Genomic DNA, 25,648 nt, shown 5'->3' with positions numbered 1-25,648 from the left:
TCACTAACATTGTTATCGTTAGTGAGATCCCTCTATGTACGTATGCGTTTGCCACGGAGTCACCGATAGAGACATCCGCGAAGCCGCAGAAAACGGTGTTTCCTCTGTGCGCCAGCTCGGCAAAGAGCTCGGCGTGGGCACCCAGTGCGGCCGTTGTGCGAGCATGGCCCGCAGCATACTGAAAGAGACCCGCTCATCGGACTACTTGGCCATGGCCAACTTGCTAGCCAGCCCAGCCTGACGGGTCTTTTTACCTCTCCGATTTAGAAAAATGCTCTAACACGCTATCCTTGTCAGGTGATACGCGAGTTCGGTGAGAATTCGCTGAACCCGAACCAGCCGCCGGCCATTGTTTCCTCATGACACGGCCACGGAGAGATAAGGAGCGCTGCAATGAAAGGTGATAAGAAAGTCATCCAGTACCTGAACAAGGTACTCGCCAACGAACTGACGGCCATCAATCAGTATTTTCTGCATTCACGCATGTACAAAGACTGGGGCATCACCAAGCTCGCCGCCAAAGAATACGAAGAATCCATCGATGAAATGAAACACGCTGATCAGTTGATCGAGCGCATCCTGTTTCTCGAAGGCCTGCCTAATTTGCAAGACCTGAACAAGCTGCTGATTGGTGAGCATGTGCAGGAAATGATCGAATGCGATCTGAAAATCGAACACATGGCCCACGTTGATCTGAAAGAAGCCATCGCCTACTGCGAAGAGGTTCAGGATTACACTACCCGTCAGTTGTTCCGCAGCATTCTGGACAGCGAAGAAGAGCACATTGACTGGCTAGAGACCCAGCTGGAAATGATTAAACAGATGGGCATTCAAAATTATATTCAGCTTCAGTCATCCGCAGCGGAGTAACTACTTACAATGGACCTGTCTTGCTTTAAAGCCTATGACCTGCGCGGCAGCGTGCCGGACCAATTGAACCCGATTCTGGCCGAGAAAATCGGCCGGGCTTATGTGGAAATCACCGGTGCCAAAAAGGTCATCGTCGGATATGACATCCGCTTGTCCAGCCCGGAAATCGCCGAAGCCTTGAGCTCCGGCCTGATGGCCGCCGGAGCAGACGTGCTCGACATAGGCTTATGCGGAACCGAATACGTATACTTCGCGACCAGCCACTATGGCGTGGATGGTGGAATCATGGTCACCGCCAGCCACAACCCGAAGCACCACAACGGCATGAAAATGGTTGGGCCGGAATCCCGGCCGATCAGCTCGGACAATGGCTTAAACGAGATCCGTGATCGGGTGAAAGAGCCGTTCACCGATGCTCCGGTGCAAGGTAAATACGAAACACTGGAAGTCACCAGTGCCTATATCGACCACCTGCTGGGCTACATTGATGCGGCGGCACTGAAACCCATGAAAATTGTCGTTAACGCCGGCAACGGCGGCGCCGGCTTGGTCATTGATGAACTCGAAAAGCACCTGCCGTTCGAATTCATCAAAGTGCATCACCAGCCTGACGGAAACTTCCCGAATGGCGTGCCCAACCCCATCCTCGAAGAAAACCGCGTAGCCACCGCCGACGCCGTCAAAGAACACGGCGCAGCCATGGGCATCGCTTGGGACGGCGACTACGACCGCTGCTTCTTCTTCGACGAAAACGGCCGCTTCATCGAGGGCTACTACATCGTTGGCCTGCTGGCAGATCAGTTCCTGAGAAAAACCGGCCCCGGAAGCGTCATCCACGACCCAAGACTGGTCTGGAACACCCAAGATCTGGTCGAAGCTGCCGGCGGCAAAGCCATCGAAAGCAAAACCGGCCACGCCTTCATTAAACAAAGAATGCGCGACGAAGACGCTGTGTATGGCGGCGAAATGAGCGCCCACCACTACTTCCGTGACTTCGCCTACTGCGACAGCGGCATGATCCCGTGGCTACTGATCGCCGAACGCCTGTGCCAGTCTGGCCAAACCCTGTCGTCCCTCATCGACGCCAGAATAGAAGCCTACCCGGCCAGCGGCGAAATCAACCGCACGATCAACGACCCGGCGAAAGTCATTGCCGCGATCGAACAGAAGTACTCCTCCGGCGCGAAAAGCATCAGCTTCGTTGACGGCCTGAGCATCGAATTCGACAACTGGCGCTTTAACCTGCGCATGTCGAACACCGAACCGGTGGTTCGCCTGAACGTAGAATCCAGAGCGGATATCGCTCTGATGGAAGAGAAAACCAAAGAGTTGCTAGAAGAAATGGAAAGGCTGAACGCGTAACGAAAGGCGTTTAGCACAAAGGTCGGGGCCGAGGTATCGGGTACACCCTCTAAAACATTCAGGGAAACCACGTTTTCCGTTTTAGAGGGTGTACCCGATACCTCGGCCTTACTCCTTTGCTTGGCGAAGTGGTTAGAGCCAGTCGTTCAACATAACCCCAATGCCAAATCGCTCAATCCGCACGTTATAGTCAATCAAGCTCTCCCCATACCCGTTGTAATACTGGAAGAACCCCTTCAACGAATCCCCCATGGGAAAGCTATAACCAAACTCTACCGACGTCCGATTATCCGACCGCAAATTATTCAACAACTTCAAAGAAAACGTACGATCCGCCGTCAGCTTATAAACCGCATGATAACTGGCATGCCCTAAATACCGCTCAATATCGGCATTGTCATCATCACTGCTTCTTTCAGGAAGCCGCAACCAAGGCTTCACCATAAACAGCCACCGGTTATAGCTGTACGCCGCCGAACCCATAATGCGGTTCCAACTCCGAGACCGAGGGTCCGCCTGTCCGTTCGATTGATGATTCAGCCCCACCGACACCGTATTTAGCGTGCCGGGCCCGATATTCCAGTTCAGCTGGTGACGAACAAACAACTCCGGCTCGTAATTGGTCTCCCGGAAAGGCGCAGATTCATCCTGGTTATACACCTGCCAAAGTGACTTCTGGGTGTAACCAAACCAGAACGTGGTTTTCTTATCGAAAATGCCTGTCAACAGCGGAACCTTGAAGCTCAGTTGATACTTCGCTTCCTCCCGAGTGAGGTCATAATCGTAAAAAGTGGCGCCCAGCCGAGGGCTGTACGGGGTGTAGTTCGGGTGCTTAACCCAAGTCACAGGTAAAATGTAATTCGGTTTGTGCGAGACAAAGCTGCCGGTGAAATTAAATAGACTCTTTTCGGCCTCCAGATAACTGCTTACCAGAGAATCCATAACTCCCGAATCCGGGTCGTCCTCCAGAGCGTTTCCAGCGATTTCCTCGCGCTGCTCCTCGTCAACCGCCAATACATCTGCGCGCTGGTTCGCCTGCTCCAGAGCCTTTTCCTTCGCTTCTTCTCTAGCCGCTTGCGGGTTGCGCTGCGCGTCATAACAAGCAAGCCGCTGCACGCCCTCTAGAATTAACGCGCAGTCCACATGGCCCTCGTTCTTTTCATTTTGAGCCCAAGCCGGAAAGGCCAGCGCCAAAGCGGAGGTGCACAGGGAAAGGGCAAGGTAAAATCGTAAGGTCATGCTGAATTCCTTTAACGGGCGTTGAGGCTGAGCCAAGTGTTGCCGATGCCGTATACCCAAACGCCCATCAGCGTGACGGCCAGTAATACAAAGATTACTTTGTGGCGGCCCCGGCGGTCATCGCTGGCTGAGGCGACCCAGCGCAGGTACATCAGGCCGATAAAGCTCAAAAATACGCCCAAGCTGGCAAAAGCCGGGAGCAGCAGCCAAGCCGGGCTGATCGGGTTTTCTGCGCTGGACTGACTGCTGAACCAGCCCATTGAGATCAAAAGAATCGCCAGACTGGTAAATTCGAGAATTAGTAAGGGTTTGCGCCGTCTATCCGGCTTGTTGGCAGGTAATTGGGTCATGTTCAGGCTCATAGATGACGAAGAGTGGTACAGTAGCGCCTATGGTAACCGGAAATGAATACGGTTGGGTTGCAGCCTACAAAACTGTCACTAAATGGGTTGAAATCAAATTCTGATTCTGCTGTTTGGTTTTTTTGCAGGGGCTCAATCGCTATAATGCTGCGACCGAAATATTATAACGCTCAAATGCGAGGTGCATTGTGAAGATGAAGAGAGTCCTGGCTGTTGGATTGCTTGGCTTTAGCCTGGCTGCCGGTACTGCACTGGCAAGTGTTGAAGATGAAATCCGCGAGCGCATTAAGCCCGTGGGTGAGCTGTGCCTGCAGGGTGATGAGTGCGGCCAAGCGGTTGCCGCATCGGCCAGCTCCGGGCCGCGTTCTGGCAGCGACGTTTACGGTTCAACCTGCATGGCTTGTCACTCCACGGGTGCTGCAGGTGCGCCGGTTGTCGGTGATGCCGGTGCCTGGGCTCCTCGCATCAGTAAAGGCATGGAAACGTTGTTTGATCACGCACTCAACGGCTTCAACGCCATGCCAGCGAAAGGCGGCTGTGCTTCTTGCTCGGATGAAGAAATCACCGCAGCCGTTGAACACATGGTCGAGTCAAGCCAGTAAGTTTGGTTTGCAATACAACAAAGCCCCGCAGGTTGCGGGGCTTTGTTGGTTTAGAGCCCGAGATCGCCGATCAGAGCGCTGAGGGTCGCTTTGCCCTTTTTCTGGTTGGCTTCTTTATCCTGATCGCCCAAGCCTTCCCATTTCACATCTTCCTCGGGCAGCTCATCCAGAAAACGGCTGGGAATGGTCTCAATTTTTTCACCGTACTGCTTCCGTGACGCGGCATAGGTCAGCGACAGGGTTTCCCGGGCGCGGGTGATACCCACGTACATGAGTCGCCTTTCTTCCTCGATATTGCCTTCTTCAATGCTGCTTCGGTGCGGCAGAATTTCTTCTTCAAGCCCCATGATAAATACGTGAGGAAACTCCAAACCCTTGGATGCGTGTAGAGTCAGCAGCTGGACCTTGTCACTGTCATCTTCATCTTCCCGCTGCTCCATCATGTCGCGCAGAATCAGCTTGGCGATGGCGTCTTCGATGCCCAACTCGTCGGCGGTACCTTTTCCGTCGTCCAGCATGCGCTGGATGGACTCCACCAGATACCAGATATTTTCCATCCGGCGTTCGGCCTGTTTCGGGCTGCCGGAATGCTGGTGCAGCCACTCTTCGTATTCGATGTCGGTAAACAGTTGCTTGATCACCGGAATCGGGTCTTCCGAAAACAGCCGCTCGCAGGTTTTGTCGACCCAGTGGGCGAAGCGGCGAAGGCGGTCCAACCCCTTTTCCGTCACGTGGTTTTCTGCGCCCATGTCACTCAACGCTTTGAACAGGCTGACGTTGCGAGATCGGGAATAATGGCTCAGCTGTTCAAGCGTGCGCGGACCGATTTCCCGGCGGGGTACGTTCACCACCCGCAGGAACGCTGCGTTGTCATCGGGGTTGATCAGCAGTCGCAGGTACGACATCGCGTCCTTGATCTCGCTCTTGGAAAAGAACGATTGGCCGCCGGATAGCCGGTAAGGAATTTGATAGGCCTGCAGCTTCATTTCCAGCAGGCGAGCCTGATGGTTTCCCCGGTAAAGTACGGCAAAATCCTGAAAGTTCAGCCCGTTTTTAAGCTTCTGGTCCAGTATTTCGGTGGCGACTCGTTCCGTTTCGGCATCTTCGCTGCGACACCGAATAATACGGATTTCTTCACCGATGGTATGGTCACTCCACAGTGCCTTTTCAAACACGTGCGGGTTGTTGGCGATGACGGTGTTGGCGCTGCGCAGAATACGGCCGGTAGAGCGGTAATTCTGCTCCAGCTTGACGATTTTCAGGCTCGGGAAGTCTTCTTTGAGCTGTACCAGATTCTCCGGTCGGGCACCTCGCCAGGCGTAGATCGACTGGTCGTCGTCGCCCACCACGGTAAACGCGGCACGTTCGGCCACCAGTTGTTTGACCAGTTCGTACTGACAGACGTTGGTATCCTGATACTCATCCACCAGCAAGTAGCGGATTTTCTTGCGCCATTTGGCCAGCACGTCGGGGAAATCCCGGAACAGCTGCACCGGCAGCAGAATCAGATCGTCAAAGTCGACAGCGTTATAGGCTTTCAGATACTCGTTGTACTGCTTGTAGATGATGGCGATGCGTTGTTCCCGCTCGTCGGCCGCTTTGCTGTAGGCCTCAGTGGGGCTGCGCAGAGCATTTTTCCAAGACGATATGGTCATTTGCACGTCGTTCACCTCGTCGCCGGCCTCGGCGCTGCCGCCGCGCATCATCAGGTCTTGCAGCAACGCTTTGGCGTCTTCCGCATCGAAGATCGAAAACCCGGGGTGGTAACCTAAGTGCGGGTGTTCGTCGCGAATGATGTTCAGCCCGAGGTTGTGGAAGGTCGACACGATCAGACCACGGGCCTTCCCGCGGTCGACAATCTTGCCCACCCGCTCCTTCATTTCCCGAGCCGCTTTGTTGGTAAACGTCAACGCGGCAATGTGGCGGCCAGGAATGCCCAGTTCTTCAATGAGATGGGCTATTTTCCGGGTAATCACACTGGTTTTGCCACTGCCCGCGCCGGCCAGTACCAATAAGGGGCCGTCTGCGTAGCGAACCGCTTCTCGTTGTCTGGGATTGAGCTTGTTCACAGTAATGAGGCCAAATAAAAGAATCGTGCAGGAGGTGTCACGGTTTCTCTATTCTACACCAGCCCGGCAGTATGTACCTTCGGGATCTATAAGCTATGCTAGAAACTACGGACGTTACGCTTAACGATACATGGATCCTGTGCGATGACTTTGCCTCCTGACAGCAGGTGCGACCGCTTGCGTCTTCTTGTTTTGACTCCCGAGTACGCAGACTTTTTGTGGTATCAGGCCATGCTGTCGAGTGATGCCGAACTGAGCCCCGATGCAACGTGGTGTCCCGACCTCATCGATTGCGATGACCTGATCTATAACGCCAGCTTTGATGTCATCGTTTGGGATTGTGTGTTTCATGCCGGATGTGAATCTTCCTTCCTTCACTATCTAACGGTCTCCGGTGGTGATAAGCCCGTTTTGGCGATCAGCGCTGAAACCAGCGAGGAAAAAGGGCCTGAGATGCAATTTGGAGGGGCGGCGGATTACTTGTGTCGGCAAGGTCTGGAAGCTTGGGGGTTTCGGCGCGCTGTTAAATGTCTGTGGTATCGGGAGCAGCTTTCCGAGTTTTCTCATGGGCAATTAGGCCGGGAGGTGGCATCCGGCTTTATCAATCGGGATCTGTTTTTTGATCGCTTGCAACAAGCTCTCTTGCGCGCTGAGCGGAGCAAAAGTCGGCTCGCTTTGATGCATTTGAACGTGGACGGCTTTCGAAGCATCAATGAATCCTTTGGGTATCAGAAAAGTGACGAGTTAATGGTCCAGCTGGCTGATCGGCTCAGGCAGAAGTTGCGGCGGGTGGATTCTCTGATTCGAATCGGCGGTGATGAGCTGGCGATTATTATTGAAAAAGTTGAGGACTCGCTGGATCTCAGTCAGGTCATTCGCAAGCTGCTCATGACCGTGCCCGAGCCGGTTGTCATCGATGGTCAGAGCCTTGTGATCAGTGCCAGTTTGGGAGTGGCGACCTATCCGGAAGCGGGCGATAGCCCGGAAGAGTTGATGCGCAGAGCCAATCGGGCGATGTTCGAAGCCAAGCGGGATACCGGCACCAGCTACCGCTTTTACAACCGGGAATTGCACATTTCGACAGGGCATCAGTTGCGTTTGGAAACGGACCTTCGGCATGCCATCCGTGCGCAAGAGTTGGAATTGTATTATCAGCCGCGGATTGATCTGGCGACGGGCGAGGTGCGCGGAATGGAATGTTTGCTGCGCTGGAATCACCCCAAGCGCGGCGTGGTCGGGCCCGATGAATTTATCCCGGTGGCGGAGCGCAGTGGTCTGATTGTGCCAATTGGCTACTGGGTAATCGAGCAGGCTTGTCAGCGCTTGCAGGAGAGTGCCGAATTGGGCTTCCCGGGGTTGGTGCTGGCGGTAAATTTATCGTTCCGTCAGTTCCACGACCCCAAAATGACCGAAACCATTTTCCGGATTATCTTTAATGCCAACGTGGATACCAGCTTGCTGGAGTTGGAGCTCACAGAAAGCGCCATGATGCATGACCCTGAGTATGCTCAGCGTTGCCTGCGCGAGCTCAATCAGCTGGGAGTCAGTTTTGCACTGGATGATTTTGGCACCGGATATTCGTCTTTGAGCAACCTGCAGCACTTGCCAATCTCGCTCGTGAAAATTGATAAGTCGTTCATTCAAGACTTGGGGAAATCCGCGGATGCGGAGCACATTATTCGTGCCATTATTACGCTGGCTCACAGCCTGCACATGAGCGTGGTGGCTGAAGGAGTGGAAACCAAAGAGCAGCTTGAGTTTCTGCAACAGCAGCACTGCGATGAGATTCAGGGCTACTATTTCGCCCGACCCATGCCCTGGAATGAACTTGTGCAATTTTTGACCCACCAGAACCAGTCGGCTTGCCTGTAAGGGGAAGCCGCTGTACCTTTGCGCTTTAATTTCGCAAGCGATATCACAGAGGTTGCATGAACAGTATCTCCCAGCGCATTGCTGAAGAACTTGGAGTACGCGAGCAACAGGTTAACGCCACGGTTGCTATGCTGGATGAAGGGGCCACGGTTCCGTTTATTGCCCGCTACCGGAAAGAAGTGACCGGCTCGCTGGACGACAGTCAACTGCGAACCCTGGAAGAGCGCTTGCGCTATTTGCGGGAGCTCGAAGACCGCCGTGGTGCGATTCTTAAGAGTATCGATGAACAAGGCAAACTGACCGATGAGCTGCGCGCCAGCATCAGTGCCGCCGATACCAAGAACCGCCTTGAAGATTTATACCTGCCCTACAAACCCAAGCGTCGAACCAAGGCCCAAATAGCTCGTGAAGCCGGGCTGGAGCCTCTGGCCGATGCACTCTATGATGACCCTACGTTGGACCCCGAAACCACCGCTGCAGGCTATCTGAATGCGGAAGCTGGCATTGAGGACACCAAAGCGGCTCTGGATGGTGCGCGGTACATCCTGATGGAGCGTTTTGCCGAAGACGCCGAGCTATTGGGCGCGCTGCGGAATTTTGTTTGGCAGGACGGTCAGTTGAAAGTCACGGTGGTGGCCGGAAAAGAAACCGAAGGCGCCAAGTTCCGCGATTATTTCGATCACATCGAACCGCTTAAGAAAGTACCCTCGCACCGAGCATTGGCCATTTTACGAGGCCGTAACGAGGGCGTTCTGACGTTTTCCATTGTGATGGGCGATGCGGAAGACGATCGCCGTCAGCCGCACCCGGCAGAACAGCGTATTGCCGCGCACTGGAACATTCGTGACAACGGCCGCGCGGCCGATAAGTGGCTCGGCGAAGTGGTGCGTTGGACTTGGCGCGTTAAGCTGTCCACCCAGATCGAAACCGACCTGATGGCTCAGGTACGCGAAGCCGCCGAAGCAGAAGCCATCAACGTGTTTGCCGCCAACCTTAAAGATTTGTTGTTGCTGGCGCCTGCCGGGCCTCGACCAACGCTGGGCTTGGACCCAGGCCTGCGTACCGGTGTCAAAGTGGCGGTTATCGACGGCACCGGTGAAGTGCTGGATCATGGCGCTATCTTCCCCCATGCACCCCAGAATCAGTGGGACCGCTCCATCGCTCAGCTGGCTGCGTGGTGCCAGAAATTCAAGATTGAGCTGGTGGCTATCGGTAACGGCACCGCTTCCCGGGAAACCGAAAAGCTGGTGGCAGACCTGACCAAGCGTTATCCGGAATTGAAGCTGGCTCGAATTGTGGTGAATGAATCTGGCGCCTCCATCTATTCCGCCTCGGAATTTGCCTCCCGGGAACTGCCGGATCTGGACGTGACCATCCGTGGCGCGGTGTCCATCGCTCGCCGCCTGCAAGACCCGCTGGCGGAACTGGTTAAGATTGAGCCGAAATCTATTGGCGTAGGCCAGTACCAGCACGATGTTTCCCAGGTGCAGCTGTCTCGTAGCTTGGACGCCGTTGTCGAAGACTGCGTTAACGGTGTTGGCGTAGACCTGAATACAGCGTCGGTCCCGTTGCTGGCGAGAGTGTCTGGCTTAAGTCAGACCATTGCCCAGAACATCGTGGATTTCCGGAGCCAAAATGGCGTATTTACCAGCCGTAAACAGCTGATGAAAGTGGCGCGTCTGGGCGAACGTACCTTCGAACAGGCGGCGGGCTTCCTGCGGATTGCCAGCGCTGCCAACCCATTGGACGGTTCTTCCGTTCACCCGGAAGCGTATGGCGTGGCCGAAGCCATCGCCAAGCGCAACAACCGGAAGGTGGAAAACATCATGGGTGATACCAGCTTCCTGCGCAGCCTGAACCCGCAGGACTACGTCACCGAGCAGTTCGGTTTGCCCACCGTGAAAGACATCATCTCGGAACTGGAAAAGCCGGGCCGGGACCCGCGCCCCGAATTTCGCTTCGCCAGTTTCGAAGAGGGCGTAGAAACCCTGAACGACCTGAAGCCGGGTATGGTGCTTGAAGGCTCTGTCACTAACGTCACCAACTTCGGAGCGTTTGTTGATATCGGCGTGCATCAGGACGGTTTGGTGCACATCTCTGCGCTGTCTAATACTTTCGTCAAAGACCCGCGCGAGGTGGTGAAAGCGGGTGATATTGTGAAGGTTAAGGTCATGGAAGTGGACATCCCCCGGAAGCGGATTGCCCTGTCCATGCGTATGGACGACCAGCCGGGTGCCGAGAGTGCGGCCAAGCCTGCCAAAGGTGGCGAACGAGCTGGTAAGCGCACCAGCAGCAAACCGCAAGGAGGCCAAGGGCAGGGAGCAATGGCCGGTGCGCTAGCTCAGGCTTTGGCTTCGGCGCGCAAAGACGGTCGCTAACACCCATTCATGATTTAGTGGCGGCTTACCTTTCTGAAAGGTGAGTCGCCCCAACAGGAGTTCACCATGGCTGATTCCCGCCACTCCCTGTTTTACCAGTTTTCCGCTTCCGACTGGGGCGGCTTTCTCAAGGGTGTCGAAAAAGAAGGTCTGCGGGCAGATGCCAATGGCTTTATCGCCCAAACGCCGCATCCGTCTGCCTTGGGGGCTGCACTAACACACCCGCAGATCACCACCGATTACTCTGAATCCTTGTTGGAGCTGATCACCCCGGTGTTTAGCAACACCGAGGACATGCTTGCTTCGCTGCGGGATACCCACAAGTTCGTGCAGCAGAATCTTGAGGATGAAGTGTTCTGGGCCGCGAGTATGCCGTGCGAGATCAACGGCAACGAGAGCATTCCCATTGCAGAGTTCGGCAGCTCCAATATCGGTCGGTTAAAGCACGTCTACCGCCAAGGGTTGGCGGTGCGCTATGGCCGCATCATGCAGAGTATTGCGGGTGCCCATTACAACCTTTCGTTGCCCGACAGCTTCTGGCACAAATGGCAGGAAGTGACGGGTAATACCGGCGCCCTGAAAGACTTCAAATCCGAGCAGTATTTCTGGCTGATCAGAAACTTCCGTCGGCGTAGCTGGCTGTTGATGCTGTTGTTTGGCGCATCGCCGGCGCTGGACGCGAGCTTTGTGGCTGGCGTGAAGCATGACCTTAAACGCTTCGACGATCGCACCTGGGCGGGCGAATATGCGACGTCGCTGAGAATGGGCGACTTGGGTTATCACAACAATGCCCAGGCCTCTTTGAACATCTGTTTCAACGAACTCAAAACCTACACCCAGACATTGGATCAGGCTATTCACACTACTTGGCCCGATTATGAGGCGATCGGTACTCGTCGAAACGGCGAGTTTATCCAGATCAACACCAGTATTTTGCAGATCGAGAATGAGTACTACAGTGCCGTTCGCCCTAAACGCACCACCGAACGCGGCGAAAAACCGATTCAGGCACTGGATGCACGGGGTGTTGAGTACATCGAAGTTCGATGCCTGGACCTGGATCCCTTCTCACCGATAGGCATCAATCGCGAACAAGTGGACTTCCTGGATTTGTTTTTGCTGGACTGCCTGCTTTCAGAGTCACCGGTGATCGGAAAAGACGAGTGCGAGCGACTGGATGATGGCTATAAGGATGTCGTTTCCCAAGGCCGCTGGCAAGATCTGACTCTGTGCCAAGGCGGTCAGCGGGTGCCGGTTGGGCCGGCCGCGAAAGAATTGTTGGCGCGCCTGCAGCCGCTGGCCGAGTTACTGGACAGCTGGCAAGGCGGCGACACCTACCAGTCGGCTCTGACGGCTCAGCAGAGCAAAATCGAGGGCGACGATTGGTCGGTGCCCTCGGCCCGGGTGATGGAGGCCATGAGAGCTTCCGGCTTGGGTCATCGGGATTGGGTGTTGTCTGTTTCACAGCAACACAAGCAGGCTCTGACAGAAGAAGCGATGTCCGCGGAGACGCTGGCGCGCTTTGAAACCATGAGTCGCGACTCCAAAGCCGAGCAGGCCGCAATGGAGGCCGCTGATACTCAATCCTTCTCTGAGTTTCTGGAAGACTATCTGAAATCCTGAACGGTCTGTGCGTCACATCGTGAAAGGGACGTGACGCACAGATTGCTGATCTGTGTTTGCTGCTTTGGTTACCTGCTGTTACGTTGTGTAATACAAAATAGGGAGGCACGTTATGGCAAAGGACAGTGGGCTCGGCTGGGATGTAGAGGCGCTTAACAAAGCGTACCGCCAAGGTGCGATGGCAGGGTCTATGGGGATGGATAAATCCCGCTGCCCCTATCGTGGCGACGTTGTGATCGCGGCATGGGAAGCGGGCTGGGACGACGCACAAGAGGCTGCCGAGGCTCAAAAGCAGCAGAATGACAACCTGTTCGCGCGGATTGCCTGAGACTTATTTAACGCTGAACCACAAACTCGGTAAATAACACACCGGCGATCTGCTCTCCGGTTTGCTGCTCTTCCAGTACGCTATTAATTCTTCGGGTCGCTTCTTCCCTCAGGGCCTGTTGACCCTCCATAGATGACAGCACATCCAAATCCGTTTGTTCCCCAAATAGTATGACCAGCTCATGACGCAATCTGGGATCGTGCGCTTCTACGGCCGTGCGCACTGAGTCGCTCGACGCCCGAAGGGTAACGGCGGCTTTCAAATAATTAACTTTGTTCCCCGGTTTACCCACGTGCGTGACGAATGCCGGTTTCATCTCAATGTAGTCGGTTACACCTTTGGCTTCGGGGGCGCTGTCCTCCACCTCCTCGGCGACAGCAGCACTGTGCCAAACGCTCATCGTACAAAGCACCAGCAGCAGGTGTAAGAGAAATATACGGTTCGTGGTCATGTGCTTGGCAATATTCATGGGTTACGATTGGGTCCATTGATTACTTGTATCTTACATCATGATTCCGAGGTGACGTTTTGACAAGCAGATGGGTGTTTGGCTTTGTGTTTTTAATGTGTGCGGCGCTTTTAGGTGTGGCGTTTTATATGGAACATGTCTTGGGCATGAAGCCGTGCCCGTTGTGTTGGTTACAGCGTTTCGGCTTTATGGGTGCGGGCTTGGTCAGCTTTCTCGCCTTTCTGCACGGCCCCGCCGAGGTCGGTCGTCGGGTATACGGATTCTTGCTGATTCTTACCGCAGGAGCGGGGTTGGGTGTAGCAGGGCGGCAGCTGTGGTTGCAAAGCTTGCCCGCAGATCAGGTTCCGGCGTGTGGTCCCTCGGTTGACTACTTATTGCAGGTTTTGCCGTGGCTCGACGTGCTCAAAACCGCGCTCCGTGGCACCGGAGATTGCGCCGAAGTGGTTTGGCGTTTCCTTGGGCTGAGTATTCCAGGTTGGACCGCTGTATTCTTCGTTGCCGTGATTTTGGTGGGTTTGGTGATGGTGTTTCGCCCTGGCCGGTCGGCGAATAAGTTGCAGAGCTGAAATAGTTGCGACTCACCGTAGCCATGGGGTAACTTGATTAAACGAAAGCGAAGCCACTCGAATAAAAAGCCAGTGAACTGGTTGCTAGACCGAAGGGAGACAGGCGTTATGTTGGAGAATTGTCAGAATGCCAAGGAACGCTGGGGCGGTGTCAGTGAGTTGATTGACCGTTGGTTGAAAGAACGGCAGCAGCTACTTGTTCATTACTGCGAGTTGTCCGGTGAAAGCGATCGGAGCCCAACAGAAGCACTGAGCAAGAAGTTTATCCGGTTGTGTGAAGTGCTGGTGGATTACGTTTCGGCGGGGCACTTTGAGGTTTATGAGCAACTGGTTCAGGAAGCCCGGGAGTTTGACGATGGTGGGCTGGAATTGGCGGCTAGAGTTTATCCGGAGATTCAGAAAACGACCGAAGTGGCGCTGGGTTTCAATGATCAAGTGGATGGCCGCATTTTGACCGAAGAAGACGTAGACACTTTGTTTAACGAGCTGTCCCGTTTGGGTGAAGTGCTGGAAAACCGTTTTGAGATGGAAGATTTCCTGATCGAAAACTTACACACTGCGCACGCGGAAAAGGTGGCATCTGCCTGAGCTCTGCGTTGCGATAAGAGTCTCTTGATTCAAATAAAAAGCCGGTCTGGGGTTACTCCTCAGACCGGCTTTTTAGATACCGACCAGCATCATTTGGCTTCTGGGTTAATCTTCAGAAGCTCAACGTCAAACACCAGTGTTTCGTTCGGTGCAATGGCTTGGTTGCCTGCTGCACCGTAGGCCAGTTCAGCCGGGATATACAGTTTGTAACGCGCACCTTCGCTCATCAGCTGCAGCCCTTCAGTCCAACCGGGAATAACCTGACTGACGCCAAACGTAGCTGGCTTGCCGCGCTCGCGCGAACTGTCGAATACCTCACCGTTGATCAGCTCGCCCGCGTAATGCACTTGCACGCGATCTGAAACGGTTGGTTTTTCGCCATCGCCCTCTTCAATAATTTCGTATTGAAGACCGGACTCGGTGGTTTGTACTTCTTCACGCTCAGCGTTTTCAGCCAGGAAGGCTTCACCTGCTTCTTTATTTTTCTTGGCCAGCTCTTCGTATTGCTTTTCCTGCTGGCTTTGCATCTCTTCCTGATAGGCCAGAAGCGCTGTTTGAATTTCTTCGCGAGTCAGGCGCTTGGCTTCTTCGTCACCGGATTGACCGTGCTCAAAACCCTGAATGAACTGTTGCAGTTGCAGGTCTGGCAGGTCGTTGCTCATGCGCTCGCCCATCACCAGGCCCATGCCGTAGCTGACTTTCTCGGGCGTGGTTTCCAGTGACGGATCCTGCTCGGTGGTCGAACAACCGGCGACAACGCCGGCCATGGCTAGGGCTAAAAGTGTTTTCTTCATGAATTGTTCCTTTGCACATGTTTCAGGGCTCTGCGGCCCTGTTGGAAATGTCGGGACAACAACTTAACGGGTTCTGTAAGTGGATGCTACTGAACAAGTGTTAAGGCTGAGGCATGGTGATCGTCATGATTCTCTGTTGTAGGCAGGGCCGTTCAACGAAAAGGGGGCGCTGTAGGGCGTCTGCCAATCATCGCTTGAGCCAGCAGAGTGGCCTTTTTGGGAGGAGGGCTCACTGCGCTCGATAGCCAATGCGTTCCACTGGCCTTGAGCGGGTGGCTGATCGGCGTAGTGCCAATGGCCGTCAGTGTCTTTCCATTTGAATACAATTTCCGGCCCATTGGTGGGAGCCGGTGAGGGTACGAGCCCTTCAAAGGGCGGCAGCATTTCCTGAGATTGTGCGTTCCGAACAGGCTCGGCCACGTTTTCAGGGTCGCCCAAGCCGAAGAAAATCAGTAGTAACAGCAAACCAAGGGCGGGGAAGGCTAGCCGTACCAGCCACTTCATCAGCATGGCTCAGTGCTCCGGCGAGTGTGCTCAGCCAGCAAGTCGGCAAGCTTAGTGATGTGGGTCATAGGCTGCAATTCCCGTGTCGTGAGTGGAGCTGCGGTAAGTAAGTTCTGCACGATAACTGTGGTGCAGTTTTGCATGCTCGCAACTTCCGGGTTGCGTTCATAAAGTGTCTGCCATGCCAGCGCCAATTCTGATTGCTCGGCCTGTAACTCGGCTTTGGCGAGCGCGCTCCGGAGTTCGTGACTGGGTGCATGGTTCCGGGGAATCGATTTGCGTGCCGAGCGAATGCGACCGGTTACATGCTCGCGCCACTCTGTTACCTTAGCGTCCTCGATGCCAGTGAACGTGCGCCCATTCACGCCTAACCAGCCAGCGCACAGGATTCGGGTTACGCTCCAGCCTTGTTCCTGAAGAGTCAGGCAGGTCTCAGCCAATCCCGGTTTCTGCCAGCAGGCCAGTGCATAACGCCAGAGAGGGTTGTCCGGTTCCATAGAGGCCGGCAGAGTCAAAGATTCTGTCTGCAGAATGGTCACGGTAACGCTCTTCCTTGGCTGACATCCATGGATTAAAGTTGCTCTATGTTAACGATAACCGATCTCAGTTTACAACGAGGCGGCGTCTGGTTGCTAGAAAACGTCAGTGTGACGGTTCAGCCAGGCCAGCGTGTAGCCATTGTGGGTGCCAATGGTGCCGGTAAATCCAGCTTGTTTCAGCTCTTATTGGGCCATTTGAGCCCAGAGCAGGGCAGTGTTTCTTTGCCGGGCGGGTGCCGTATTGCGCACATGGCGCAAGAGGTGGCGTCGTCGTCCCGGTCGGCGCGCGATTTCGTACTCGATGGTGATCTGGAGTTGCGTCGGCTGGAAGCCGAACTGGCGGCGGCTGAAGCCCGTGGTGACGATTATGCGATAGCCCACCTCCACGGTGAGCTGGACATCCATGAGGCCTGGTCCGCAACCCGCCGGGCGGAGTCTCTGATCCGGGGCTTGGGTTTTGCAGACAGCGATGCCGATCGCCCGGTTTCAGCGTTCTCGGGTGGCTGGCGTATTCGTCTCAATCTGGCTCAGGCACTCATGCGTCCGTCCGACTTGCTGCTCTTGGATGAGCCCACCAACCACTTGGATCTGGATGCTTGCCTCTGGCTTGAAAACTGGTTGCGCAAGTATCAGGGCACGCTGTTGTTCATCTCCCACGACCGGGATTTCATGGACAGAGTCTCTACGCACCTGGTGCATTTCGATAACAAGAAGCTGGAGCTCTATACCGGCAACTACTCGGCGTTCGAGACCCAGCGCAGCGAACGTCTGGCCCAGCAACAGGCCAGTTTCGAGCGACAGCAAGCCCGTATTGCTGAAATTCAACGCTTTATCGACCGTTTCAAGGCCAAAGCTACCAAGGCCAAACAGGCCCAAAGCCGGGTTAAATCGTTGGAACGCATGGAGCGGATCGCACCGGCTCACGTGGATTCCCCGTTCAGCTTCGAGTTTCCGGTTGCCGACAAGGTGTCGAACCCGTTGCTGTCGATTCGTCACGGCTCGGCCGGGCATGGCGACACCACGATTCTCAATGGCATCAATATTTCTCTGCTGCCGGGGTCCCGTATTGGCCTGTTGGGCCCGAACGGAGCGGGTAAATCAACCTTCATGGATGCCCTGCGCGGAGAAGACACCTTGATGTCGGGTGAGCGTACCGCTGGCGAGAACCTGTCGATCGGCTACTTCGCCCAGCATCAGCTCGAGTCTCTGGACCTAGACGCGAGCCCGTTCTTGCACCTGCAGCGGCTTGACCCTCGGGCATCCGAGCAAAAGGTGAGAAACTTCCTCGGTGGTTTTGATTTTCATGGTGATGAGGCGCTTAGCCCGATCCGTTCGTTTTCCGGTGGTGAAAAGGCTCGGGTGGCGTTGGCGGTGATTGCCTGGCAGAAGCCCAACCTGCTGTTGCTGGATGAGCCGACCAACCACCTCGATCTGGAAATGCGTCAGGCGCTGACTATGGCGCTGCAGAATTTCGACGGTGCCATTGTGGTGGTGTCGCACGACCGCCACTTGCTGCGTAATACCGTTGATGAATTCTGGCTGGTGTCTGATGGCACGGTGACAGAGTACGACGGCGATCTGGAAAACTATGAACGCTGGCTGGCGGAGCGCCGCAAAGACGATGATGAGCCACTCAAGCGGCAAGTTGCCGAGGACGGGGCCGGTAAGAAGTCGGGCGCGGTGACGTTAAGTGCGGACGAGCGCAAAGCCCGGAAGCGACAGGAAGCTGAAATTCGGAAAAAAATCAGCCCTTGGCGTAAGAAGCAGAACACTCTTGAAGCGCGTATGGACCAGCTTCAGGAGAAGCTGTCGTCGGTTGAGGCATCGTTATCCGACTCATCCTTGTACGACGAGAGCAATAAAGTGCGGTTAAAGGAATTGCTGGCGGAGCAGACTCAGTTTAAGCGCGATCTGGACGATACGGAAACAGAGTGGCTCGAGGTCAGTGAAACCGTCGAAAGTCTTGAAGAAGAGCTGGCGCTCAGCTCTGCTGGGGCCTGATTTCCAGAGTGAAGTCCTGTCGCGCCAGATAGTCTTGCTCGTTGTTTAGATCGGCCAGAGTCAGTGGCCGATCGTCTAGCCAGCCATCAGGAAACTCGACGGACAGCAGGTTTTCTTCGGCCCGGAGCACAAACTCCGGTGCCGGCTCCAAATTCCGTGAGTGCTGAATAACCACCGCCAGCCGCAACAGAATGCATAAGTAACGTAGTCGGGGCTTGTCTTCCGGCTCTACGTGCTCGAATACTGCCGGAGAAAGCTTGCGGCGGTGTCCTCGTACCAGCGTGGCCAAGGCCCTTTGAAATTGCAGGGTGAAGCCCGGCAAGTCGGAGTAGTGCAACAGATACGCGCCGTGTTTGTGGTATTGCGAGTGGGAAATAGTCAGGCCGATTTCATGCAGCCGACAAGCCCATCGCAAGGCATCTTCATCAACCGGTGTGCGCAACCCCCAAACGTCGGCAACCTGATCCCAAGCGGCAAGGGCGGTCTGTTCTACCGCGCTGCCATGGGCCTGATCGACATGATAGCGCTCCTGCAGCGCGGTAATGGTCCGCTCACGAACGTCTTCGTGCTGAATTCGCCCCACCAGATCGTATAGCAAGCCCTCCCGAAGCGCACCATCGGCGAATTCCATCTCTTGAATGTCTAAGGCTCGGAACGCGGCCAGAAGAATGGCGAACCCCGCCGGGAAAATGCTTTGACGATCTTCGCGAACGCCCAACTCGGCGAGCTTATCGATATTGCCCATATCCACCAAACGTGTGCGAAGTTCGTCCATTGCTTCACGGGTGATTTTGCCGTCGGTGAGTTTGAGGGTGGCTAAAACGTTGGATATTGCCTTGATCGAGCCCGACGAGCCCACGGCACTTTGCCAACCCACCGCACGATAACGCCGCCAAATACTCTGCAGTTCCTGCTCGGCGTGGATGATGGCCTTGTCCATTTGCTTGCGGGTGATCTTGCCATCCGGGAAGTACAGGTTCCGGAATGACACGCAGCCCATGTGCATGCTCGACAGCTCTTGCGGTTCGAAACGCTCACCGATAATAAATTCGGTGCTACCGCCGCCGATATCGATCACCAACCTGCGGCCTTCGTCATCCGAGAGTGTGTGAGAAACACCAAGGTAAATCAGACGGGCTTCTTCCCGGCCGGCGATGACCTCCACCGGATAACCAAGCACCTCTTCCGCCTTGTCGATGAACTCCTGAGCGTTGCGGGCGACTCGTAGCGCATTCGTGCCCACAATCTGCACACCTTCTGCCGGCGTGCCCTGCAGCCTTTGCGCGAACCGGCGAAGGCACTCAATGCCTCGCTGCTGCGCTTCCTCGCTCAAGTTGTTGTCCGCATCCAGGCCTGCGCCAAGCTGAACTTTCTCGCCCATTTTCTCAACGGTACGGATTTCACCGTGAACCAGACGGGCTACAACCATGTGGAAGCTGTTGGAGCCCATATCAATGGAGGCCAGCAGGTCCGGAGTAGAGGCTTCGTTCTCGGCAATAGATGCGGCCGTCACGGTGATGGGCGTCCTGTGTAGAGTGAACTTGGCTGTACTATAAGGGAAACATCATCAAAGTGTCAGTAGCTCGATGTGGACAATACTGACACCAAACAACCAGGCCGTGGATACAACTTACTTCACATCCACGCTGCCAATCGCGTAAAGTATTGCGCATAGACTTTCGGGTAGACGGCTTCACTGAACAGAAGATTAACCGTCTGCTATAGCCAACAGCGACTCCGGTGCTGATACAAAAGCAGCTTGGAGCGCCTGAATCAGGAATAGGTAATGAGCGGAAATATCGTTAATGTCACCGACGCTTCCTTCGAACAGGACGTACTGAAATCTGACGTTCCGGTACTGGTAGATTACTGGGCCGAGTGGTGTGGTCCTTGCAAAATGATTGCGCCGGTTCTGGAAGAAATCGCCGACGAATACGAAGGCAAGCTCAAAGTCTGCAAACTGAACATCGACGAAAACGAGCAGACTCCACCGAAGTTCAACATTCGTGGCATCCCGACTCTGATGCTGTTCAAGAACGGCAACGTGGACGCTACCAAAGTAGGCGCGCTGTCCAAATCACAGCTCGCGGCATTCCTGGATAGCAATCTCTGATTGCATCCTGATAGCCTGAAAACCGCCCCGGAGCCGTGCTCTTGGGCGGTTTTTTTATGGGTGCTGTTCAAGCGTTATAGACGACTTTCCCCAGCTCGCTGATGTCGTATCCACCAAGCGCTTCGGCGCGCTGAATGAAACGCTCGCTTCTGGCAAACGCCAGCAAACGTTGCAGCGCTGGCTCAAAGTAGTGACGCCTGCGCATGGCCAAGTCGAAATGCTCCTCCTGCAGAGGAATAAACGCCAGCCCCTGGCGCCGCGCCGCAGCTTCAATTCCCACGCCGATATCCGCTTCACCCTGCCGAATAGCCAAAGCGAGATCGTCCTCACTGAGCGACGGATGAGCGGCCCATGTAAGCTTGCTGGCATCGATGCGGTGGCGAGTGAGCAAGCTCTGCAGCAAATGGCTGACGCCGGCATCGGGCTGGCGATGTGCGATGCGTATGCCGGGCCGGGTGATATCCTCAAGTCGCGTAATTTGATGAGGGTTGTCAGGGTTTAAAAGCAGCCCCTGCTGACGTTTTGCCCACCGAATCAGAACCAGATCACGCATCCCGCTCAGTCCCAAGGTGGCGGGCTCATTGTAACGCCCGGTTTCCGCGTGCCAGATGTGCATCCCGGCGAGCATCGCGCGCCCATTAATTAATCTTTGTACGCCGTCGCCGCTCCCTTGACACAGCAGCGCCAGCTCCGCGCTGCTCTCTTTTACCGCCCACTCCAGCAGCGGGTCCTGGCTACCTGCCAAGACCGGCGGTGTCGGAGAGCTGACCGCGTCGTCGCCCTCCAGGTGGTTCATCAGCCAAAGATCGATACGCTGGCGTGGAAACAGAAGTTTTCCGGTTACCCGCACGCAGGGAATAACGCCCTGGCTGACCAGGTCGTAGATTTTGCGCTCTTTCAGGCGCAGATACTCAGCGGCCTCGGCTGTCGTGAGATAAGTGGGGAGGGGCATCGCTTTCTCCTGCTGTCCGGCAAAGCGCAGGACTGTTTTAGACTGCATATTTTTCAGAAGGCTGTGCAAAGCGTAGTTAGAAACGCCACGATGCTCAAATAATAAGGAGACGCAGCCTTGGAAGATAATGCGTTCTATGTGGCACTCTCGCTACTTGTCAATCTCGATGCCTCGCTATTCCAGATCGTGATACTTTCGCTGAAGGTGTCTCTTATGGCGGTTGTGATAGCGGCTGTGCTCGGCTTTCCCCTAGGCGCTGCAGTAGCTTTGTGGTGCTTTCCCGGGCGGGGCGGGGTGATCGTCATGCTCAATGCTTTGATGGGACTTCCCCCGGTGGTGGCCGGGCTTGTGGTGTACTTGCTCCTCTCTCGCGCCGGTCCTCTGGGAGAACTGGGATTTCTGTTTACACCGGGTGCCATGGTGATAGCCCAGGTGGTGCTGGTGCTGCCGATCCTCGCTGCGTTGTCGCGTCAGAAGGTCGAAGAAATGCTGAGTGAATACCGCGAACAGTTTATGTCGCTGGGCATGTCGCGGGCACGAATGATGCCCACCCTGTTGTGGGATGCCCGCTTTGCACTATTGACCGTTCTGCTCGCTGGTTTCGGCCGCGCCAGTGCCGAGGTGGGGGCGGTGATGATGGTTGGTGGCAACATTGACGGGGTTACCCGGGTAATGACCACCGCCATCGTGCTGGAAACCGGTAAGGGTAACCTGCCCCTGGCGCTCGGGCTGGGCATTGTGCTGCTGACTCTGGTTATGCTGATCAACGCCGGCGCCTACCTGGTGGGTGAAGTGACCAGGAGGCGCATAGGATGACTTCACTGAACGCCTCATACTTGTCCTCATCGGCCCTTTTAACGCCGCCCGCATTGCGCTTTGACAATGTCGCCTTCAGTCAGGAGGGGAAGTGCTTGTTGGGCCCCTGTTCGTTCACACTGGACGGCGTCGGCCCTACCTTGGTGATGGGGCCTAACGGTTCGGGCAAGAGCCTCCTGCTGCGACTGGCCCATGGTTTACTGTCACCCACCCTTGGGAAGATCACCTGGTCAGGTCAGGAGATTTGCCCCCGCCAAGCCATGGTATTCCAGCACCCGGTGCTTTTACGCCGCTCAGCGGTGGCCAATCTCATGCACGCACTGGCCGTGAATAATGTCCCGCGCAGGGAACGCATGAAGCTTGCCCTGGATGCTCTCGAGCGATTTGGTCTAGCCGCCTGCGCAAAAATACCCGCGCGGGTGCTCTCAGGAGGGCAACAGCAGCGCCTGACGTTGGCGCGGGCCTGGCTGCTTTCGCCTCAGGTGTTGTTCCTGGACGAGCCTACCTCGGCGCTCGACCCGGCAGCTATCAAAGCCGTAGAGGCCGCAGTGCTGGAGTTTCACCAGCAGGGAACGCGCATTGTGATGACCACCCATGATATTCACCAAGCCCGGCGCCTTGCCGGGGATGTCCTGTTTCTTTCAGGCGGAAAACTTTGCGAACACACCCCCGCTGAAATCTTTTTCAACCAGCCGGTCTCGCCAAAAGCACAGGCGTTTGTTGCCGGAGAACTGGTCGAGTAAAAGTTTCTCAAGATACTGTTACCCGTCAAAGGAGAAGACAAGATGAACAAGACCTTGAACCTAGTGCTCGCCAGTGTAACCGCGATGGGCCTCGCGCTCAGTGCTCACGCCGAAGACTACATTACCCTGGCCTCGACCACTTCCACCGAGAACTCCGGGTTGTTCGATACCATTCTGCCGAAGTTTAAAGACGCTACGGGTATCGAGGTGCGTGTGGTGGCCGTGGGCACCGGGCAGGCGTTTGAAATCGCGCGCCGCGGCGATGCCGATAGCCTTCTGGTTCACGACACGGCAGGCGAACAGCGCTTTGTGGAAAACGGCTACGCCAGCGAGCGAGTCGATGTTATGTATAACGACTTTGTGTTGATTGGTCCCGCAGGGGATCCGGCCAATATCAGTAAGGCGCAGAGTGCTGCGGAAGCCTTCGCGGCTATCGCTAACGCCGAGGTACCCTTCGCTTCCCGCGGGGATGACAGCGGTACCAACCGCGCCGAGTTGCGCCGTTGGGAAAATGCCGGTGTTGAGCCCGACGGGGACTGGTACCGCGAACTAGGCAGTGGCATGGGGCCAACGCTCAACACCGCTGCGGCCATGGACGCCTATGTGATGTCGGATCGTGCCACCTGGGTGGCATTCGGAAACCGTCAGAACCTGACGCTGCTTTTTGAAGGTGACAAAGTGCTGTTCAACCAGTACGGAAGCTTGTTGCTTTCCGAGGAGAAACACCCTCACCTCAAGCACGACCTCGCCAAACAGTGGCACAATTGGCTGATTTCCGAAGAGGGCCAGCAAGCGATTGCCGACTTTAAGGTTGACGGACAGCAGCTGTTTTTCCCGAATGCCAAATAGGCTAATCTCTGGCATGATTCGTACATATCCCATTCTGCGGCGTTCATGAAACGGCTATAACAAAAATGACGATTGAACCCATACTTCCCGACCCGAAAGACCCTCGCCTCTCCCGTGTCGTGGCGGGCGTTGATGAAAATGGCGAAGACAAATCAATCAGCGTGATTGAAGAGCGCCCTCTGACCATCTACCTGAACAGCCAGGAAATCGTCACGGCCATGACCATCGGCGATCATCCGGAGTATCTGGCGCTCGGTTTTTTGCTGAATCAGGGCATGCTGAAAGAGAGCGATCAGGTCACCGGGATCGATTTTGACGAAGAGCTTGAAGTCGCTGTGGTGCGCACGGCGGGCGTTACCGATGTCGAGGGCAAGCTGGAAAAGAAAACCCGAACCTCCGGTTGCGCCGTGGGCACGGTGTTTGGCGACATGATGGCGGGGCTGGAAGGGCTGTCACTGCCGGATACACCGGTACACACCAGCACCTTTTACGATCTCTCTTACCAGATTAACCACACGCCCAGCCTGTATATGGAAACCGGTGCCATTCATGGCACTGCCCTGTGTCAGGGCCGCGAAATCCTCGCCTATATGGAGGACGTAGGGCGTCACAATGCGGTCGACAAGATCGCAGGCTGGATGCACCTGAACGGCATCCCGGCGGCAGATAAAGTTCTTTACACAACAGGCCGACTGACGTCTGAAATGGTGATCAAAACGGCTCTGATGGGCATTCCGACACTGATCAGCCGGTCGGGCTTTACGGCCTGGGGGGTCGATATTGCCCAGCAGGTTGGGTTGACGCTGATCGGACGGATGCGAGGCAAGAAGTTCACTTGCCTCAGTGGGCAACATCGTCTGGTGTTCGATCAGGACTTGTCCCAGGTTCCCGATGAAGACAAGAAACAGCGTCGAAAAGGGGCCGTGCATGACTGAGTGCGCGGTTATTCTGGCCGGTGGCCAGGCCAACCGCATGGGCGGTGGTGACAAAGGGCGATTGATACTCGGCGATCAGTCTTTAATTGACCGCGTTATCGAGCGAATCTCCCCGCAGGTTGATGCCGTTGTGCTGAATGCCAATGGGGATCTAAGTCGGTTTGATGACCTGAATTTGCCCGTGGTGGCTGATTCTATCGGCGATTTTCCGGGACCTTTGGCCGGTGTTCTCGCGGGCATGGATTGGGCGGCCGAGCAGGGCCATGAATGGCTGATCAGCGTTGCAGCGGATACACCATCTTTCCCCAAGAATCTTGTGGAGCGGCTGGCCGGGTACGATACCCCGGTGGTGTTGGCTGCCACCCCGGACCCGGAACGCGGTCGACTGCCCCAGCCGACCTTTGGCCGCTGGCAGGTCGCGTTGCGGCATGATTTGAGAGCGGCCCTGAACGACGGAGTACGCAAGATCCGCCAGTGGACTCAAGCCCAGGGTGAAACTCTGGTGGTTTTCAACGAGGGCGATTTTTTCAACATCAATACACCAGAAGATCTGGCCTGGGCGGAGAAGCACCTTAAGTGAATGTTATCGGTATCGTGGGCTGGAAAAATTCCGGGAAAACAACTCTGGTCAGTGCATTGATTCGAGAGCTTTCCGGTAGAGGGCTGAGGGTCAACTCGATCAAGCATGCCCATCATAGGGTGGACGTGGATCAGCCCGGCACGGACAGCTACAAACACCGCGATGCTGGCGCCCAGGAGGTCATTCTGGCGGGTGGTCAGCGTTTCGCGATCATGCACGAATTACGCGGTGCCAAAGAGCCGACGCTGGATGAATTGCTGGCCCGTTTAGGTCCTTGCGATTGGGTTGTGGTGGAAGGGTTCAAAACCCACCCGCACCGAAAGATCGAAGTGCACCGGCGGGAAAGTTCGCGAACACCCCTGTATCTGGAAGATTCCAACATTATAGCTTTGGCAGCGGACTACGCTGCGGAGTTCTCAGGCCCCGTTTTTGATGTGAACGATGTATCCGGAATTGCTGACTTTGTTCTGAGCTCCGAAAAACAATAATCGGGA

27 protein-coding genes are annotated in these 25,648 nt (G+C 55.5%); 18 read left to right on the top strand and 9 right to left on the bottom strand.

Translation table 11 applies throughout. The features are described from left to right. Positions 1 to 34 precede the first annotated feature (34 nt). From ACNQ6O_RS12445 to ACNQ6O_RS12435, 3 genes are all read left to right on the top strand, one after another. The gene (locus ACNQ6O_RS12445; RefSeq protein ID WP_418053549.1) at positions 35 to 241 is read left to right on the top strand and encodes a bacterioferritin-associated ferredoxin; all 207 of its coding nucleotides are present in this window, start codon (positions 35 to 37) and stop codon (positions 239 to 241) included. Between the two features lie 152 nt (positions 242 to 393). Further along, complete coding sequence (gene bfr, locus ACNQ6O_RS12440; RefSeq protein ID WP_418053548.1) at positions 394 to 870, top strand: bacterioferritin; 477 nt, start codon at positions 394 to 396, stop codon at positions 868 to 870. Between the two features lie 9 nt (positions 871 to 879). Next, entirely contained in the window at positions 880 to 2,232 is a 1,353-nt protein-coding gene (locus ACNQ6O_RS12435; RefSeq protein WP_418053547.1) for a phosphomannomutase, read from the top strand. Between the two features lie 132 nt (positions 2,233 to 2,364). Here ACNQ6O_RS12435 and ACNQ6O_RS12430 read toward each other — a convergent pair whose 3' ends face one another. Continuing rightward, on the bottom strand, positions 2,365 to 3,471 hold the full coding sequence (locus ACNQ6O_RS12430; protein WP_418053546.1) for a phospholipase A: 1,107 nt from the start codon (positions 3,469 to 3,471) through the stop codon (positions 2,365 to 2,367). Positions 3,472 to 3,482: 11 nt separating this feature from the next. Beyond that, positions 3,483 to 3,821: a hypothetical protein gene (locus tag ACNQ6O_RS12425; RefSeq protein WP_418053545.1), complete on the bottom strand. Its 339-nt coding sequence runs from the start codon at positions 3,819 to 3,821 to the stop codon at positions 3,483 to 3,485. Positions 3,822 to 4,027: 206 nt separating this feature from the next. Here ACNQ6O_RS12425 and ACNQ6O_RS12420 point away from each other — a divergent pair, with 206 nt between their 5' ends. Next, positions 4,028 to 4,435, top strand: a complete 408-nt coding sequence (locus tag ACNQ6O_RS12420; RefSeq protein WP_418053544.1) for a c-type cytochrome — start codon at positions 4,028 to 4,030, stop codon at positions 4,433 to 4,435. Between the two features lie 50 nt (positions 4,436 to 4,485). Here the strand turns inward: ACNQ6O_RS12420 and rep are convergent, their stop codons facing one another. Next, entirely contained in the window at positions 4,486 to 6,504 is a 2,019-nt protein-coding gene (gene rep / locus ACNQ6O_RS12415) for a DNA helicase Rep (protein WP_418053543.1), read from the bottom strand. Positions 6,505 to 6,648: 144 nt separating this feature from the next. Between rep and ACNQ6O_RS12410 the strand changes: the two genes are divergently transcribed. From ACNQ6O_RS12410 to rmf, 4 genes are all read left to right on the top strand, one after another. Then, entirely contained in the window at positions 6,649 to 8,376 is a 1,728-nt protein-coding gene (locus ACNQ6O_RS12410) for a putative bifunctional diguanylate cyclase/phosphodiesterase (protein WP_418053542.1), read from the top strand. A gap of 56 nt (positions 8,377 to 8,432) precedes the next feature. Further along, positions 8,433 to 10,754 (top strand): Tex family protein, encoded by a 2,322-nt coding sequence (locus ACNQ6O_RS12405; RefSeq protein WP_418053541.1) that lies wholly within the window; start codon positions 8,433 to 8,435, stop codon positions 10,752 to 10,754. 66 nt (positions 10,755 to 10,820) lie between these two features. After that, positions 10,821 to 12,377 carry a glutamate--cysteine ligase gene (gene gshA, locus ACNQ6O_RS12400; RefSeq protein ID WP_418053540.1) on the top strand — a complete coding sequence of 519 codons (1,557 nt, stop codon included), beginning with the start codon at positions 10,821 to 10,823 and terminating at the stop codon, positions 12,375 to 12,377. Between the two features lie 112 nt (positions 12,378 to 12,489). Continuing rightward, the gene (rmf, locus tag ACNQ6O_RS12395; RefSeq protein ID WP_418053539.1) at positions 12,490 to 12,705 is read left to right on the top strand and encodes a ribosome modulation factor; all 216 of its coding nucleotides are present in this window, start codon (positions 12,490 to 12,492) and stop codon (positions 12,703 to 12,705) included. A gap of 7 nt (positions 12,706 to 12,712) precedes the next feature. Here rmf and ACNQ6O_RS12390 read toward each other — a convergent pair whose 3' ends face one another. Next, entirely contained in the window at positions 12,713 to 13,174 is a 462-nt protein-coding gene (locus tag ACNQ6O_RS12390; RefSeq protein ID WP_418053538.1) for a flagellar basal body-associated FliL family protein, read from the bottom strand. 59 nt (positions 13,175 to 13,233) lie between these two features. Between ACNQ6O_RS12390 and ACNQ6O_RS12385 the strand changes: the two genes are divergently transcribed. Together ACNQ6O_RS12385 and rsd are read left to right on the top strand one after the other, a co-directional pair. Then, positions 13,234 to 13,740, top strand: a complete 507-nt coding sequence (locus ACNQ6O_RS12385) for a disulfide bond formation protein B (protein ID WP_418053537.1) — start codon at positions 13,234 to 13,236, stop codon at positions 13,738 to 13,740. Between the two features lie 108 nt (positions 13,741 to 13,848). Beyond that, positions 13,849 to 14,328, top strand: coding sequence for a sigma D regulator (gene rsd / locus ACNQ6O_RS12380; protein ID WP_418053536.1), 480 nt, complete (start codon positions 13,849 to 13,851; stop codon positions 14,326 to 14,328). Between the two features lie 89 nt (positions 14,329 to 14,417). Here the strand turns inward: rsd and ACNQ6O_RS12375 are convergent, their stop codons facing one another. The 3 genes from ACNQ6O_RS12375 to ACNQ6O_RS12365 all read right to left on the bottom strand — a co-directional run bounded on the left by ACNQ6O_RS12375 (position 14,418) and on the right by ACNQ6O_RS12365 (position 16,165). Beyond that, complete coding sequence (locus ACNQ6O_RS12375; protein ID WP_418053535.1) at positions 14,418 to 15,122, bottom strand: FKBP-type peptidyl-prolyl cis-trans isomerase; 705 nt, start codon at positions 15,120 to 15,122, stop codon at positions 14,418 to 14,420. A gap of 123 nt (positions 15,123 to 15,245) precedes the next feature. Continuing rightward, positions 15,246 to 15,632 (bottom strand): DUF4124 domain-containing protein, encoded by a 387-nt coding sequence (locus ACNQ6O_RS12370; protein WP_418053534.1) that lies wholly within the window; start codon positions 15,630 to 15,632, stop codon positions 15,246 to 15,248. After that, positions 15,626 to 16,165 carry a TIGR02444 family protein gene (locus ACNQ6O_RS12365; RefSeq protein ID WP_418053533.1) on the bottom strand — a complete coding sequence of 180 codons (540 nt, stop codon included), beginning with the start codon at positions 16,163 to 16,165 and terminating at the stop codon, positions 15,626 to 15,628. The genes ACNQ6O_RS12370 and ACNQ6O_RS12365 overlap by 7 nt, the downstream gene beginning before the upstream one ends. A gap of 45 nt (positions 16,166 to 16,210) precedes the next feature. Between ACNQ6O_RS12365 and ACNQ6O_RS12360 the strand changes: the two genes are divergently transcribed. Further along, positions 16,211 to 18,166 (top strand): ATP-binding cassette domain-containing protein, encoded by a 1,956-nt coding sequence (locus ACNQ6O_RS12360; RefSeq protein WP_418053532.1) that lies wholly within the window; start codon positions 16,211 to 16,213, stop codon positions 18,164 to 18,166. Here the strand turns inward: ACNQ6O_RS12360 and ppx are convergent. Then, a complete protein-coding gene (gene ppx / locus ACNQ6O_RS12355; protein WP_418053531.1) occupies positions 18,147 to 19,679 on the bottom strand; it encodes an exopolyphosphatase in 1,533 nt (510 codons plus the stop codon). The genes ACNQ6O_RS12360 and ppx overlap by 20 nt on opposite strands. 273 nt (positions 19,680 to 19,952) lie before the next feature. Between ppx and trxA the strand changes: the two genes are divergently transcribed. After that, positions 19,953 to 20,279 carry a thioredoxin TrxA gene (gene trxA / locus ACNQ6O_RS12350; RefSeq protein ID WP_014420340.1) on the top strand — a complete coding sequence of 109 codons (327 nt, stop codon included), beginning with the start codon at positions 19,953 to 19,955 and terminating at the stop codon, positions 20,277 to 20,279. A 67-nt stretch (positions 20,280 to 20,346) separates the two neighbouring features. Here trxA and ACNQ6O_RS12345 read toward each other — a convergent pair whose 3' ends face one another. Continuing rightward, a complete protein-coding gene (locus ACNQ6O_RS12345; protein WP_418053530.1) occupies positions 20,347 to 21,231 on the bottom strand; it encodes a substrate-binding domain-containing protein in 885 nt (294 codons plus the stop codon). A 117-nt stretch (positions 21,232 to 21,348) separates the two neighbouring features. Here ACNQ6O_RS12345 and ACNQ6O_RS12340 point away from each other — a divergent pair, with 117 nt between their 5' ends. From ACNQ6O_RS12340 to mobB, 6 genes are all read left to right on the top strand, one after another. Beyond that, a complete protein-coding gene (locus ACNQ6O_RS12340; RefSeq protein WP_418053529.1) occupies positions 21,349 to 22,047 on the top strand; it encodes an ABC transporter permease in 699 nt (232 codons plus the stop codon). After that, complete coding sequence (locus ACNQ6O_RS12335) at positions 22,044 to 22,790, top strand: ATP-binding cassette domain-containing protein (protein ID WP_418053528.1); 747 nt, start codon at positions 22,044 to 22,046, stop codon at positions 22,788 to 22,790. Before ACNQ6O_RS12340 ends, ACNQ6O_RS12335 begins: the two co-directional genes overlap by 4 nt. A gap of 42 nt (positions 22,791 to 22,832) precedes the next feature. Continuing rightward, entirely contained in the window at positions 22,833 to 23,639 is an 807-nt protein-coding gene (locus tag ACNQ6O_RS12330; protein ID WP_418053527.1) for a substrate-binding domain-containing protein, read from the top strand. A 65-nt stretch (positions 23,640 to 23,704) separates the two neighbouring features. Beyond that, positions 23,705 to 24,574, top strand: coding sequence for a formate dehydrogenase accessory sulfurtransferase FdhD (gene fdhD / locus ACNQ6O_RS12325; RefSeq protein ID WP_418053526.1), 870 nt, complete (start codon positions 23,705 to 23,707; stop codon positions 24,572 to 24,574). Then, on the top strand, positions 24,567 to 25,154 hold the full coding sequence (gene mobA / locus ACNQ6O_RS12320) for a molybdenum cofactor guanylyltransferase MobA (protein ID WP_418053525.1): 588 nt from the start codon (positions 24,567 to 24,569) through the stop codon (positions 25,152 to 25,154). Before fdhD ends, mobA begins: the two co-directional genes overlap by 8 nt. After that, entirely contained in the window at positions 25,151 to 25,642 is a 492-nt protein-coding gene (mobB, locus tag ACNQ6O_RS12315; protein WP_418053524.1) for a molybdopterin-guanine dinucleotide biosynthesis protein B, read from the top strand. Before mobA ends, mobB begins: the two co-directional genes overlap by 4 nt. Positions 25,643 to 25,648: the final 6 nt, after the last annotated feature.

Source organism: Marinobacter sp. SBS5, assembly GCF_048285575.1.
Taxonomy (GTDB): Bacteria; Pseudomonadota; Gammaproteobacteria; order Pseudomonadales; family Oleiphilaceae; genus Marinobacter.
The sequence above is the reverse complement of the archived record's forward strand: the minus strand, read 5'-3'. Positions and strand labels throughout refer to the sequence as shown.